12 protein-coding genes are annotated in these 13,679 nt (G+C 49.0%); all 12 read right to left on the bottom strand.

Annotated features, from left to right (window positions below):
* Nucleotides 1-15: 15 nt before the first annotated feature.
* The gene (gene aspS / locus PHF27_RS09780; protein WP_300069192.1) at nucleotides 16-1,806 is read right to left on the bottom strand and encodes an aspartate--tRNA ligase; all 1,791 of its coding nucleotides are present in this window, start codon (nucleotides 1,804-1,806) and stop codon (nucleotides 16-18) included.
* A 4-nt stretch (nucleotides 1,807-1,810) separates the two neighbouring features.
* A complete protein-coding gene (gene hisS, locus PHF27_RS09775; protein WP_300069189.1) occupies nucleotides 1,811-3,079 on the bottom strand; it encodes a histidine--tRNA ligase in 1,269 nt (422 codons plus the stop codon).
* A gap of 5 nt (nucleotides 3,080-3,084) precedes the next feature.
* Nucleotides 3,085-4,557 carry a coproporphyrinogen dehydrogenase HemZ gene (hemZ, locus tag PHF27_RS09770; protein WP_300069186.1) on the bottom strand — a complete coding sequence of 491 codons (1,473 nt, stop codon included), beginning with the start codon at nucleotides 4,555-4,557 and terminating at the stop codon, nucleotides 3,085-3,087.
* Entirely contained in the window at nucleotides 4,547-4,996 is a 450-nt protein-coding gene (locus tag PHF27_RS09765; protein WP_300069184.1) for a Fur family transcriptional regulator, read from the bottom strand. The genes hemZ and PHF27_RS09765 overlap by 11 nt, the downstream gene beginning before the upstream one ends.
* A gap of 27 nt (nucleotides 4,997-5,023) precedes the next feature.
* Complete coding sequence (locus tag PHF27_RS09760) at nucleotides 5,024-5,644, bottom strand: MBL fold metallo-hydrolase (protein ID WP_300069181.1); 621 nt, start codon at nucleotides 5,642-5,644, stop codon at nucleotides 5,024-5,026.
* A gap of 26 nt (nucleotides 5,645-5,670) precedes the next feature.
* Nucleotides 5,671-6,120, bottom strand: a complete 450-nt coding sequence (gene dtd / locus PHF27_RS09755) for a D-aminoacyl-tRNA deacylase (RefSeq protein WP_300069177.1) — start codon at nucleotides 6,118-6,120, stop codon at nucleotides 5,671-5,673.
* Nucleotides 6,117-8,327 carry a bifunctional (p)ppGpp synthetase/guanosine-3',5'-bis(diphosphate) 3'-pyrophosphohydrolase gene (locus PHF27_RS09750; RefSeq protein WP_300069174.1) on the bottom strand — a complete coding sequence of 737 codons (2,211 nt, stop codon included), beginning with the start codon at nucleotides 8,325-8,327 and terminating at the stop codon, nucleotides 6,117-6,119. Before PHF27_RS09750 ends, dtd begins: the two co-directional genes overlap by 4 nt.
* A gap of 12 nt (nucleotides 8,328-8,339) precedes the next feature.
* Nucleotides 8,340-10,427 (bottom strand): single-stranded-DNA-specific exonuclease RecJ, encoded by a 2,088-nt coding sequence (gene recJ / locus PHF27_RS09745; RefSeq protein WP_300069171.1) that lies wholly within the window; start codon nucleotides 10,425-10,427, stop codon nucleotides 8,340-8,342.
* 166 nt (nucleotides 10,428-10,593) lie between these two features.
* On the bottom strand, nucleotides 10,594-11,493 hold the full coding sequence (gene secF / locus PHF27_RS09740; protein ID WP_018703138.1) for a protein translocase subunit SecF: 900 nt from the start codon (nucleotides 11,491-11,493) through the stop codon (nucleotides 10,594-10,596).
* A gap of 14 nt (nucleotides 11,494-11,507) precedes the next feature.
* The gene (secD, locus tag PHF27_RS09735) at nucleotides 11,508-12,713 is read right to left on the bottom strand and encodes a protein translocase subunit SecD (protein WP_018703137.1); all 1,206 of its coding nucleotides are present in this window, start codon (nucleotides 12,711-12,713) and stop codon (nucleotides 11,508-11,510) included.
* Between the two features lie 16 nt (nucleotides 12,714-12,729).
* The gene (locus tag PHF27_RS09730) at nucleotides 12,730-13,326 is read right to left on the bottom strand and encodes a 5-formyltetrahydrofolate cyclo-ligase (RefSeq protein WP_300069166.1); all 597 of its coding nucleotides are present in this window, start codon (nucleotides 13,324-13,326) and stop codon (nucleotides 12,730-12,732) included.
* Complete coding sequence (yajC, locus tag PHF27_RS09725; protein WP_037350905.1) at nucleotides 13,310-13,588, bottom strand: preprotein translocase subunit YajC; 279 nt, start codon at nucleotides 13,586-13,588, stop codon at nucleotides 13,310-13,312. The genes PHF27_RS09730 and yajC overlap by 17 nt, the downstream gene beginning before the upstream one ends.
* Nucleotides 13,589-13,679: the final 91 nt, after the last annotated feature.

Below are 13,679 nucleotides of genomic sequence, written 5' to 3'. Positions count from 1 at the left end.
GAAAGAAAAGAAACCTTAGCTTTTAGCAATAACGGTCGACTTAATATGCAATTCCCGCAGCTGACGTTCAGACACGTCACTGGGCGCTTGCGTCATAGCGCAGCTGGCGCTTTGCGTTTTGGGGAAAGCAATAACGTCGCGGATGGAAGGACGTTTCGCCATAAGCATTACCAGACGGTCCAAACCAAATGCAATGCCGCCATGGGGCGGAGTACCGTACTCAAAAGCGTCTAAGAGATAGCCGAATTTGCTATATGCTTCTTCCGGCGTCAAGCCAATGGCTTTAAATACCTTTTCCTGAATCGGACGTTGGTAAATACGGATGCTGCCGCCGCCGATTTCCGTGCCGTTGAGCACCATGTCGTAGGCTTTCGCATAGATGCGTCCTGGATCGCTTTCCAAGAATTCCATATCTTCGTCCCGAGGCGAGGTGAAGGGGTGATGCATCGCCACCCAGCGTTTTTCTTCTTCATCGTACTCGAACATCGGAAAGTCAACTACCCACAAGAAGCACAACTTGTTTTCGTCAATCAAGTTAAGACGTTTCGCCATTTCCAAACGCAAATGTCCCAAGGCATTGGCTACAACAGAGGGTTTATCCGCTACCATCAGCAGCAAATCGCCTTCGACGGCGCCGGCAGCTTTAGCCAATTCAGCCAGCATGTCTTCGCTGAAGAATTTGGCGATCGGCGATTTGATGCCGTCTGCTTGGAAACACATCCAAGCCAGACCTTTGGCGCCGTAGGGAGCCACAAAGTCCACCAAGCCGTCCAGTTCGCGCCGCGGAATGCCTGCATAGCCTTTGACGTTAATCGCTTTGACCTGTCCGCCGTTTTGCAGCACGCTTTCGAACACTTTGAAGTTCGAACCGCGGATAACCTCGGACACATCAATAAGTTCCATCTCAAAGCGCAAATCCGGCTTGTCCGAACCGTAACGGCTCATCGCCTCGTCATAGGTCATGCGCAGCATAGGAGTAGCAATGGTTTCACCCAGGGCTTCTTCGAAAAGATGGGCTACCAAACGCTCCATCATCGACAGAATTTGTTCTCTATCAATAAAGGACATCTCAACGTCCAACTGAGTAAATTCCGGCTGACGATCAGCGCGCAAATCTTCATCGCGGAAGCAGCGTACGATCTGGAAGTACTTCTCCATGCCGGCTACCATCAGCAGCTGTTTGAACAACTGCGGAGACTGCGGCAACGCATAGAATCGACCTGGATTCACGCGGCTAGGCACAAGATAGTCACGCGCGCCTTCAGGAGAGCTTTTCGTCAACATGGGCGTTTCCACTTCGCAAAAGCCCTGATTGTCAAAAAAGTCGCGCATGGCTTTGGTCACGCGATGACGCAACATTAGGTTACGCTGCATTTCCGGCCGACGCAGATCCAAATAACGATATTTCAAACGCACCATTTCATCAACGTCCACATCATCTTGGATGTAGAACGGCGGCGTTTTAGCGGCATTGAGAATGCGCAATTCCCGGCAGAATACTTCAACAGCGCCGGTGTCCATGTTGGAATTTACCGTAGCAGCGTCGCGGCTGCGCACTTCGCCTTTTATCGCTAAAACGAACTCGGAACGCACGGTTTCCGCTTTGCGAAAAGCCTCTTCGCCCACTTCCGGAGCAAAAACCAGCTGAACCATGCCGGAGCGATCCCGAAGATCCACGAAGATCAAGCCGCCGTGATCGCGGCGTCTAGCGGCCCAGCCGCAAAGAATAACCTCCTGGCCCTGGTGATCTGCCCGTAAATCGTTACAGCTGTGTGTGCGCACCCAGCCTGTCATTGTATCTAACATCTTGCTATTCCCCCATCTCTTCTTTTATGGCGTTAATTGCCTCCTGGGCATTTACCAAGCTTTGTTCGCTGGTTTCCAAATCCTTCAACAGCACTTGCTGATTGGCCTGTTCTTCCTCGCCCAGCAGCAGCGCAAAGCGCGCCTTTTGGCGATTAGCCTGTTTAAGCTGCGCCTTCAAGCTGCGTCCCAGAAAATCCATGTCCGCAGTCAGACCTTCTTTACGCAGCTGCAGCAGCAGCGCAAAGGCCATCGGCGTCTGTTCTTTCCCCAAGGGAGCGATAAACACGTCACTGCAGCGAGTTGCAGCTGGAAGCAGTTCCTGCTTTTCCAACGCCAGCAGCAAACGTTCCAAGCCGACAGCAAAGCCGATACCAGGAGTATCCGGACCGCCGCATTGGGCTACAAGTCCGTCATAGCGGCCGCCGCCGCAGACGGCGCTTTGCGCGCCCAAAGGAGCGTACTGAATTTCAAAAGCGGTTTTGGTGTAATAATCCAGGCCGCGCACCAGATTGGTGTTGATACTGTACGGAATCTCAGCAGCATCCAGCAACGCTTTTAGACCGGTAAAATGGTCATGGCATTCTTCGCAGAGGCAATCCAGCATCTGCGGCGCTCCTTGGCTGGCCTGGCGGCAAGCTTCGCTTTTGCAGTCCAGAATGCGCATCGGATTGCGGTCAAAGCGGCTTTTGCAGTCCGGGCACAGTGAATCCAACTGCGGCCGCAAATAGTTCTGCAGTTGCTCCCGATAAGCAGGCCGGCATGTCGGGCAGCCCACGGAATTAATGAATAAAGTGAGTTCTGTAAGTCCCAGTCCTTGGAAAAGCTGGATAGCTAAAGCAATAGCTTCTGCGTCCACCGTTGGCGCTGCTGCGCCGAGGACTTCTACGCCAAATTGATGAAATTGGCGATAACGGCCTGCTTGCGGACGGTCATAGCGAAACATAGGACCCATGTAAAACAGTTTGGTGGGCTGCTCAGCTTCACCATACAATTTGTTTTCCAGATACGCCCGTACGACGGAAGCCGTATTTTCCGGACGCAAAGTCAGGCTGCGTTCGCCGCGGTCGGTAAAGGTATACATTTCTTTTTCCACCACATCGGTGGTCTCGCCAATGCCCCGAATGAACAGCTCTGTATGTTCGAAAACAGGTGTGCGAATTTCCTGGTAGCCAAAACGGCTGCACAGCTGGCGGATGGTTTTCTCTAGCTTTTGCCATTGCGCGCTGGCTGCAGGCAAAATGTCTTTAGTACCTCGAGGTGCGCTTGTCAGCAAATTGGTCACTCCCTTCCCGCAAAACGCCTAAATGCGTCTTCACGGTTTGCAATGTAGCGATCGATATCGCGTATGTAGCAGTCTACCTGCTTGGCATGATAACAATTATGCAGTCGATAACCGTCTGGTTCAACAATTTTACTTGTTGCATGAGGGCCAATTCCCAAGATGCTCTGGCGTTCTTCAATAACGCGAATGTTATAAGCGCATTCGCGTCCCTCTTTGGCGTAGCCGATATTTTCAAACTGGCCTGCCATCTGCTTTTGGCGATAAAGATAGTATGGCGTCATCCCCATCGCTCTAGCGCCATTTTGCGAGGCTTCAATCATCTCCGCCACCGCAGCGGCGTCAGGCAACGGTACTTCTTCCTGCAAAAGCAGCTTTTCCGCCAACGCGGAGCCCCGCTTAAGAGCCAATGTATGAACCGTCAGGCTTTCTGGGGAAAGCTTAGCGATTTCCCGCAGCGTATGCTGCACATCAGCTGGCGTTTCACCAGGCAAACCCAGAATAATATCCATGTTTATATTGCTAAAACCGTTTTGCCGCAAAGAGGCGAACATTTCTATTATATCCTGTACACTATGCTTCCGTCCAATCCTTTGCAGCGTTTTTTCCTGCATTGATTGCGGATTTAAGCTCAAACGCGAAATTGGAAAGCCTTTGAGCACGGCAATCTTCTCTGCATTCAGACTGTCCGGGCGTCCTGCTTCCACCGTCCACTCCCCTAGCTTCGGCCTGCCCAAGTACTCCTGGATCCAAGAAAGAAGCTGCTCTAGTTCCTTGGCTGGCAGACTTGTCGGCGTACCGCCGCCGATATAGAGGGTCTCCATCTGCAAGCGCTGCTGACGCAAAAGATGGCCGGCGCTCACAATATCCGCCTTAAGGGCTTGCATAAAAATCTGCAGCTTCTCTTGGGGCGGTAATACAAATGAAGGAAACGAACAGTATAAGCAGCGGCTGGGACAAAAAGGAATCCCCACATATACCCCAACAGAGCGGGGTGTTTCCGGCGGTAGAATATTTCGCTGCCGCAGGGCTATTTCCAGCAGCAGAGCCGCTTTTTCCGGCGCTGCCAAGTATTCTTGCTCGAAAGCCGCTGCAATATCCGCCTTGGTATATCCTTCATCGAAGAGACGCCGGACTATTTTCCCCGGCCGAACGCCTCGCAGTATCCCCCACGAACTGCGAGGAAGATGTACGGCCTGCTCCAGCAATAAAGCCAGATTGCGCCGCACCACCCGCCCAGGCGCAGCCTGATCTTGCGCATGAAAAAAGACGATTTCATGCGTCTCTTGCCACGTTTTTCCTTGCCAGGCAAGGGACGTAACCACCCGATCCGGCAACAGCTCGCTGCCTACGACCAAGGTGTTGGCAGTAGTTTCCTTAACAAGAGGAATACCGTACAGGCTCATTACATCCTGTACGGCGCGGTCATCTCCTTGGTCTGCTGTTGTACGAATATATCCATCAAGCCTCATTCTTTTTCTGGCACTCCTGACAATAACCGTAAAACTTGACCTGATGGTCAACAATTTGAAACTTGCTGCGTTCTGAAATGACCGCTTCTAAAGAATCCAGAAGATCGTCTTCAAATTCCTTTACTTTGCCGCAGGAAACACAGATCAAGTGATGGTGATGATGTCCGGTGTCCGGCCCATTGATTTCATAGCGGCTGCGGCCATCGCCAAAGTCCATTTTCTGCAGCAGATCCAGTTCGCTCAGCAGATCCAGCGTACGATAAACAGTAGCCAAACCGATCTCTGGCGCTTCGCGGCGCACGATTTGATGGACGTCTTCCGCGCAAAGATGTTCATCTTGATGATTTAGAAAGGCTTGCAAAATAATTTGTCTTTGCGGCGTCAGCTTAAACTGCCGTTCGCGAAAAGTTTTCCGCACATCTGTCATATCAAGTTGCATAAACTCCACACCCTTTCGGCTGTTTGCCTAAAAAATAAACGGGTTATGCTCTTTTTCCCAGCCGATAGTCGTGCTGGGCCCGTGGCCTGGTAATACTTTGGTTTCTCCCGGCAACGCAAAAAGCTGTTCTTGAATGCTTGCCAGCAATTGTTGATGGGAACCGCCGGGAAAATCAGTTCGGCCTACGGATTCTGCAAAAAGCGTGTCCCCGCTGAACAAAACGCCTTCGCCGTAAAGACTGAGGCCGCCTGGCGTATGACCCGGCGTTTCTAAAATGGTAAAAGAAAGCGCTCCCAGCGTCAATACGTCCCCTGCTTTAAGAAACGAGTCGGCTGGTTTTAAAATAACCGCATCACCAATAAAGGTCGAAAGATTTCGGTGCGGACTTGTCAACATTGCAGCATCTGCTTCGTGAATCAGCACAGATGCGCCGGTAGCTTCCGCTAAAATACCATTAGCCGCAATATGGTCTGCATGGCCGTGGGTATTGACAATATAGGTTAAGACAGCGTTTTTTTCGCGCAGGATGCGCAAAATATCACCGCCGTTGCCGCCAGGATCAATGACCATCGCCACATGCTCTTCCTTGCTAATCACAATATAACAGTTCGTACCCAAAGGCCCTACTGGCAGTTGAATAATTTCCATTCCTTGGTTCTCCTTACCCATGTATCTTAAAATAATTTTCGGCTATCCAGCAAGATAGTAACCGGTCCGTCGTTTTCCAAAGCCACAAGCATCTCCGCCTGAAACTCCCCGGCGGCCACCGTCAGCTCCTTTTCTCGACAAAGAGACAAAAAATATTCATAAAGAGCTTTTGCTTCCCCCGGCGGCGCGGCCTGGTCAAACCCAGGACGCCGTCCTTTGCGGCAGTCTCCGTACAAGGTAAATTGGGAAACAACCAATAAAGAACCGCCAACGTCTTTAAGGGAGCAATTCATTTTCCCCGTCTCATCATGAAAAATTCGCAAACCAACAATTTTATCGGCCAAATACACAGCATCTTTAGGCGTATCTCCATCGCCTACCCCTAAGAGCACCGTCAAGCCAGGACCGATGGATCCCACCAAGCGTCCGTCCACGGTCACGCTGGAAGATTTTGTACGCTGTACAACGGCTCTCATACAATTCCTCCCTTGCTTTGCTTGACCCGATAGACGCTGTATACGTCTTTGGCCCGGCGCAGTTTCGTCATGATACTTTCCAACTGATTTGTGTTGGTAATATCTAAAATAAACGTCACCGTAGCGGTTTTGTCTTTGTGCGCCCTGGCGTTGACCGAACTGGCGTTGGTTTTGCTTTCCGAAAGAATTATCATCAATTCTGACAAAAGCCCTGGCCGGTCAGCGCAAGATACTTCTACCATGACCTTATAGGTCTGTCCTTGTCCAATATCCCAGCTGACGGAAATCATGCGCTCATATTCTTCACGATTGCTAAGAACATTATTGCATTCCGCATGATGGACGGTAATGCCACGGCCCCGCGTAATATAACCGACAATCGCATCGCCGGGAACCGGGTTGCAACAGCGCGCCAGGCGCACCATATAACCGCCCTCGCCGCCTACAAGAATTCCCTGGCTCACTTTCGATTTTACTACTTTGGGTTTGATTTCGTTTAACAGCTCTGTAATATCTTGAGGAACTGCTTTTTTCGTATCCCTTTTATATATTTCCAAGAGCTTGGTCAGTACGGCGTGCGCCGTCAAGCCTCCATAACCAAGAGCGGCAAAAAGGTCTTCATCGCCTCCGGTAAGATTAAATTTTTTAGCCACTTCCTGGAGGCGATCGCTTTTTACAATTTCCTTCCATTCGTAACCAAATTTTTTAACTTCCTTCTCCAGTTGTTCCTTGCCTTTAATAATATTTTCTTCGCGTTTTTCCTTTTTAAACCAACTGCGTATTTTGTTGCGCGTTTCCGAAGAACCGACAATATTAAGCCAATCGCGGCTAGGACCGTTTCCTTGCTTAGCCGTGATGATTTCTACAATGTCCCCGTTAGAAAGCTTGTACTCCAATGGCACCATCTTGCCGTTGACCCTTGCGCCGACGCAGCGGTGGCCCACATCGGTATGCACGCGGTAGGCAAAATCAATAGGAACTGAGCCAGTAGGCAGGTCTAAGACATCGCCTCGAGGCGTAAATACAAACACCTCATCAGCAAAAACGTCCATCTTTACGGTTTCTAAAAACTCTCTTGGATCCCGTAAATCCTGATGCCATTCTAAAAGCTGCCGAACCCAGGAAAGCTTTTGATCAAATTCCTTGCCCGGTCCGCGGCCGCCTTCTTTATATCGCCAGTGAGCCGCCACACCGTATTCAGAAATACGGTGCATATCTTTCGTCCGAATTTGTATTTCCAACGGCTGTCCTTCCGTACCGATAATGGTAGTATGAAGCGACTGATACATATTGGACTTAGGCATGGCAATATAATCTTTAAAGCGGCCTGGCAGCGGTTTCCAAAGGGTATGCACCACGCCCAGCGCACCGTAACAATCTTTCACATTGTCCACTAAAATGCGAATAGCCAGCAAATCATAAATCTGGCTTAATTCTTTATTGTCTTTTTGCATTTTACGGTAAATGCTATAGAAATGTTTTGGCCGTCCCTGGATTTCAGCTGCAATATCAACAAGCGCCAATCGTTCCTGCAACATGGCGATCGCATCATTAATCAACCGTTCCCGTTCGCGTCGCTTTTGTTTGACGTTTTCCACTAAACTATAATATTGCTCTGGTTCCAAATAACGGAAAGCCAAATCTTCCAGCTCCCATTTTACATTGGAAATACCTAAGCGATGCGCCAAAGGCGCGAAGATTTCCAATGTTTCCTGGGCGATTCGCTTCTGTTTGCTTTCGTTCATATATTTCAGCGTACGCATATTATGCAGACGGTCCGCCAATTTGATTAAAACCACCCGCAAATCCTTCGCCATGGCTAAAAACATTTTGCGATAGTTTTCTAACTGCTGTTCTTCTTTAGATTTATACTCGATTCGGCTCAATTTAGTAACGCCGTCAACAAGCATCGCCACTTCCTTGCCGTAACGTTTTTCCACGTCTTCCAAGGAGTATGTCGTATCTTCCACCACGTCATGAAGCAGCGCAGCAATGATCGTCACCGCATCAATCTGCAGGTCCGCCAAAATATTGGCGACCCCTAAAGGATGAATAATATATTCCTCGCCGGAAACGCGGGTTTGCCCTGCATGAGCTTCCTTAGCAAACTCATACGCCTCCTGCACCTGTTCGCTCACGGCATCTGGTTGGTAGGTTTTAATTTTTTGTATGATATCTTCAATACGAAGCTCTGGTCCGTTGAGCATATGTGCACCTCGTCAAATCCATGTTTGTGACAATCCTTGTATTTCTACGCGCTGCAGCCATTTATCCAGCACTTTTTGGCGCAACAGGCAACCTTGTTCATATCCTTGCGTATTGGTAATATCCAGACGTTTCTCAGGCGCCGGGAGCAAGGATATGGGAGACGTGTCTCCAGCGTAAGAAATCAGGCAGACTTCCGAAAAAACGTCTAGCGCCTGCGCTAAGGCCGACGAAGCTAGCGGCAGCCGGCATTGCAGTTGCAGCTGACGCCGCAGTTGCTCCGCCGTCAGTCCTTCCTGACAATGAGAACTCTCTAAACAATAACGCATAGCCGCATAAAGTTGACGCAACCCGGCCATATCCGGCGCTAGATAATCTAATATTCTACTTTTGTTTTCCCATTGCGGAGAAGGAGCAAAATCCTCGGCTACAAGCTGAACCTGCAGCTCATCCCGCCAGATATTTCCTTCCGGTGTCGCCACCACGTCCAACAAGGTATCTTGCGGTAAATAGCTTGCTTTTTCCCCTTGGCGCCAAGCCAAAACCGGACAGGTAAATTCATTTTGCCGGACCGTTAGTTTCAAATGTTCTTTTTCTTTTCCCAAACGCCGCGCTTCTCCCTGCAAGTGAAGATTTTGCAACAGCAGTCGGGGGCGCGGATTGCCAATCCCGTAGGGTTCCAACAACTCCAGCTTCTCTAATAAAGCCTCGTTCACCATATCTAAGGAAACGACAGCATCCACAGACACCTTTGGTACATAATCCTCTTGTTGCAGCATCTGCTCCGCCTGTTGATTCATGGCCTCTTGCAAGGCAGTCACCTTTTCAGCCCGCATCGTCAAGCCTGCCGCCTGTTTGTGTCCGCCAAAACGTTCCAGCAAATGACCGCAAGCCTGCAAGGCCTGGTGCATATCAAAGCCCGGGATACTCCGGCAAGAGCCTTTAGCCCAGCCATCTTCGCTCAAACTGAGCACGATCGTGGGACGATAGTAGCGCTCTACCAGTCTAGACGCAACAATGCCGATGACACCGGGATGCCAGTTTTCGCCTGCTACAAGAAGTACCTTCTGCGAGGCCAGTGAAGCCTCTTCGCATTGCCAAAGAGCGGCTTCCACGATACAACGCTCCGTCTCTTGGCGCTGTTTATTTTCTTCGTCTAGTTCCTGCGCCAAAGCTGCCGCTTCTTCTTTTTTTTCAGTAAGCAACAGTTGCAGACTGCTTTGAGCTGCCGACATTCTGCCGGCGGCGTTCAGACGCGGCGCCAGCGAAAAAGCGATGTTCCCAGCGGAAACAGGTGTTTTTCCGCCGCTGATCTGTATAAGCGCCTCTAAACCGCGACATTCCGGCTTTACTAGTCGCTTCAGTCCTTCCCTCACCAAAAGACGCGTTTCCCCCTGGAGGGGAACCATATCCGCCACAGAGCCAACCGCAGCCAATTCGTAGCAGTAGCCTGGAAGCGCTACTGCTGGCTGCAGCTTTTTCCATAAAGCCTGCGCCAATTTAAACGCCACCCCTACGCCGGCCAGGTTTTTATCCGGATAGGAACAATCGGATCGCTTCGGATTTAAAACAGCTACTGCCTTCGGCAAGGTTGTTCCTGGCTCATGATGATCAGTTATGATTAAATGAGGAATGTTTTCCGCTTCAGCTTCCTTTACCGCGGATATTCCGCAATCTACCGTAATAACTAACGAACAACCATCTTGCCGCAACTTGCGCAACGCATCCAAATGAACGCCGTAGCCTTCTTCCTGGCGGTCTGGAATATACGTCTCTGTCAACGCTCCGAGTTGACGAAAAACTCTTGTTAAAAGAGTCGTCGCCGTCACCCCGTCCACATCATAGTCCCCATAAACGACAATCCGCTCTCGGTTGGCAATCGCCTGCAAAGTCCGGTCCATTGCTAGATCCATTTCCTTCATTAGCAAAGGATCATGACTGGATTCTATCGCGCCAAATAAAAATTCTCGAGCCGCCTCTACCGTATTTATACCGCGCAATACCAGCAACCTGGCTAGAAGCATATCTAACCCTAAAGCAGCTGCCAGCATTTCAACTTGTTTTCGTTCGGCAGAAGCAACCTGCCAGTATTTTTTCAACATCTATCACCTGATTAAAGAAAATACAGCAACCAAATTGTGCTGATTGATAGTAATATTCTCTCTTGAATTGAGAATACCTTTCTCCAAATGAGAAAAAGAAAGGGATTACATGAAAAAAGGGCTGCATACCAACTTTATTGGTATGCAGTCCTAGTACGCTACGCTATCAGGAAGCTTTTACAGACTTGCGTTTATTACCTTCGTGATCTTTAAAGGTAACCCAAAGAGGGCTGGCAAAAAAGATAGAAGAATACGCACCGCTGGCAAAGCCGATCAACATAGCCAAGGAGAAATTCTTGGTCGTGTCTCCGCCAAAAAGATACAAAGCCAAGGTAACGAATAGTACGGTTAAGACCGTATAAATAGAACGAGTCATCGTTTGCCAAATGCTGCGATTCACCAATTCGTGAATATTTTCAGCTTTACGATGGTTTTTCAGATTTTCCCGGATACGGTCAAAAATAACAATGGTGTCATTAATAGAAAAGCCGACAATGGTCAGCAATGCCGCCACAAAAGCGCTGTCAATTTCAATCTGAAAGATTGAGAATATACCTAATACGACTATTACGTCATGCACCAAGGCTAAAATGCCGGAAATAGCAAACTTAAATTCAAAACGGTAGGTAATATACGCAATAATCGTCGCCCACGACAAAAGCAAGGCCCAAACCGCATTTTTAGTAAGTTCTGCACCAATGGTCGGTCCAACTTTTTCTACGCGCAGGAGGTCATAGTGTCCTAGCTTAGCAGTCATATCCGCCATAATGTCACGACGCTGCTCTTCGGTCAGCACGCCGGTGCGAATAAAAACATTCGGTGCGGCATCAACCTGCTCGTTCGCCACAAGCTGAATGGTGCTGCCTTCCATATGCACGTCTTTCATGACATCCCGGACTTCGGCGACTGTGACGGGACGAGCAAATTTCAAGTCCAACAGCGTACCGCCAGTAAAATCAATTCCCAGATTAAAGCCTTGCACGGCAATGGAAAGCAGGCCGGGAACCATAATTAAAATAGACAAGGCAAACCAAAAATAGCGCTTGCCGATAATATCGAACTTCATTTTTTCGTCACCTCCTATGCGCCAAACATTTTGTGGTTTTGAAAGGGTTTGCTCTTAAAGAGCAGCTTCAGCATATAGTGAGCTACCACAGTTGCTGTAAATAAGCTGAGGATAATCCCCAGACCAAGGGTAATGGCAAAGCCTTTCAAAAGACCGGTACCAGTAAAGAATAAAATAACTGAAACAATCAACGTAGTCATATGCGAGTCTAAGATGGTCATGAACGCCCGGCTATAACCAGCATCCATGGCGGCGCGCAGAGACTTGCCGCTGCGGTATTCTTCTTTAAAACGCTCGAAAATCAACACGTTCGCATCAACCGCCATACCAACAGACAAGATAATGCCGGCAATACCTGGCAAGGTTAAAGTTGCATTCAGCATCTTAAGGGCCAATAAGAGCATTAATACATATAGTATCAAAGCTACATTGGCCACCATGCCGGGAATACGATAGAAAAGGCCCATAAAGAGGACTACCGCGCCTACGCCGACCGTAAAGGCAAATTGACTTTTTTGCTTGGAATCTTCACCCAAGGTCGGACCAACCGTCCTAGTTTCCAGCACTTCCACCTTGACAGGCAGCGAGCCGGAACGTAATAAAATGGCCAAATTTCGCGCTTCTTCAATGCTGCGTTGGCCGGTAATAACGGCTTTGCCGTTAGGAATTACTTCTTCTACCACCGGACTTGTCAGCACCTGTTTATCCAAAAGAATGCTGATTTTTTTGCCAATGTTTTTTCGCGTCAAATCCGCAAACTTTTTTCCGCCTTCGTCGGAAAATTCCAAGGCTACTAAATTCCGTTTTCCTTGGTCGATTTGCTCTTTTGCATCCTTAAGATCCATGCCGCTCAACACCGTATTGCCCGCTTCATCTTGAAACTCAAGCAACGCTGTTTTTCCCAGCATTTCGATGGCTTTCTCGGGATCTTTAACGCCTGGAAGTTCAACGATAATGCGTCGTTCTCCCTGCCGTTGAATGATGGGCTCTGTAAGTCCCAACTCATTAACGCGGCGTTCAATAATCTTGACGACTCGCTGCACGGAATCGTCATCCACCTTAGCTTCCGGCGTATCTACTGCCTCCATGACCACATGGGTACCGCCTTGCAAATCAAGGCCTTGTTTAATAGATAACGCCAGCGGCAGCGTATATACTCCAGCCACCAGCAATATAGCGGCAATGATGGCCAAAAACTTGCCAAAATAAGACCACCTCACTAGTCCTTCCTCCTTGTTATACAATTTTTTTTACTATACTACATCGCTCTTCTGTTGCTATGTAATGCACAGGTTCATCATGCTTTTCCCTGGGCAGCAAATCGAATGAAATACAGCATTCCCAGCAGACTCCTAAACGGCTTGCTCGCGTACGTCCTAGATAGCGGTCATAGTATCCTCCGCCAAATCCTAAACGATAGCCATCAATATCAAACGCCAAGGCGGGAATTAAAATGAGATCCAGCCCTTCCGGCGCTAGAACGCTCGTATTCTGGGGCTGCCAAATGCCATGTTCCCCTTGTTGCAAGCACGCTTCACCAGCATAGGCCGCGGCTTCCATCAAGCCTGGCTGCAGCACATCAAGCAACGGCAAATAAGCCTGTTTCCCTTGCGTTTGCGCTTGCTGCAACAACGGCCGAATATCCGCCTCGCCAGCAAGAGGCCAGTAAAACAATATTTTTTCCGCCTGAGACCAAGGCGAGCTGCTTAAAATTTGTTGGCAGATTGCAGTACTACTATTCTGTTTTACCAACGTGCTTAGAGAACGGCGCAAGGCGGCGAAATGACGTCTCGCCGCCTGCTTTGCTTCAACAATGTTAATTTTTTTCGCCATTGCCGGTGCTGCCGTTGGGTTTGCTGGCGATGGAAGTACGCGCAAATTCGATCTCTACCTTTTCCGCTACTTTCAACGTCACTTTGTCCTTAGTAATGGCAGTAATGGTTCCATAAGCGCCACCGATCGTAACGACTCTGTCACCTTTTTTCAGGTTGTCCAGCATTTCGTGACGGGTCTTTTCTTGCTTCTTCTGAGGTCGATACAGCATAAAATAGAAAACCAGACCCACTAAAATAATCGGTGCATAGCTAAAGAGCATCTGCAGAGTTTCTTCTGACAAGTATGTTCACCTCGCTTTCAGAACTACCTATTCCCTATTCAACACAAACTAAAAAAATCCTTTTAACGTT

The sequence above is a fragment of the Anaeromusa sp. genome (assembly GCF_028691475.1).
In the GTDB taxonomy this organism is placed as follows: Bacteria; Bacillota; Negativicutes; order Anaeromusales; family Anaeromusaceae; genus Anaeromusa.
This window is presented reverse-complemented; position numbering and strand designations above follow the sequence as displayed.

Excerpts from the sequence above, each read along its gene's own strand:
- PHF27_RS09730 (WP_300069166.1), bottom strand. The coding sequence starts at position 13,326 with ATGGCGAAAAAAATTAACATTGTTGAAGCAAAGCAGGCGGCGAGACGT.
- hemZ (WP_300069186.1), bottom strand. The coding sequence starts at position 4,557 with ATGAGGCTTGATGGATATATTCGTACAACAGCAGACCAAGGAGATGAC.
- secF (WP_018703138.1), bottom strand. The coding sequence starts at position 11,493 with ATGAAGTTCGATATTATCGGCAAGCGCTATTTTTGGTTTGCCTTGTCT.
- PHF27_RS09750 (WP_300069174.1), bottom strand. The coding sequence starts at position 8,327 with ATGCTCAACGGACCAGAGCTTCGTATTGAAGATATCATACAAAAAATT.
- dtd (WP_300069177.1), bottom strand. The coding sequence starts at position 6,120 with ATGAGAGCCGTTGTACAGCGTACAAAATCTTCCAGCGTGACCGTGGAC.
- PHF27_RS09760 (WP_300069181.1), bottom strand. The coding sequence starts at position 5,644 with ATGGAAATTATTCAACTGCCAGTAGGGCCTTTGGGTACGAACTGTTAT.
- recJ (WP_300069171.1), bottom strand. The coding sequence starts at position 10,427 with ATGTTGAAAAAATACTGGCAGGTTGCTTCTGCCGAACGAAAACAAGTT.
- PHF27_RS09765 (WP_300069184.1), bottom strand. The coding sequence starts at position 4,996 with ATGCAACTTGATATGACAGATGTGCGGAAAACTTTTCGCGAACGGCAG.
- aspS (WP_300069192.1), bottom strand. The coding sequence starts at position 1,806 with ATGTTAGATACAATGACAGGCTGGGTGCGCACACACAGCTGTAACGAT.
- yajC (WP_037350905.1), bottom strand. The coding sequence starts at position 13,588 with ATGCTCTTTAGCTATGCACCGATTATTTTAGTGGGTCTGGTTTTCTAT.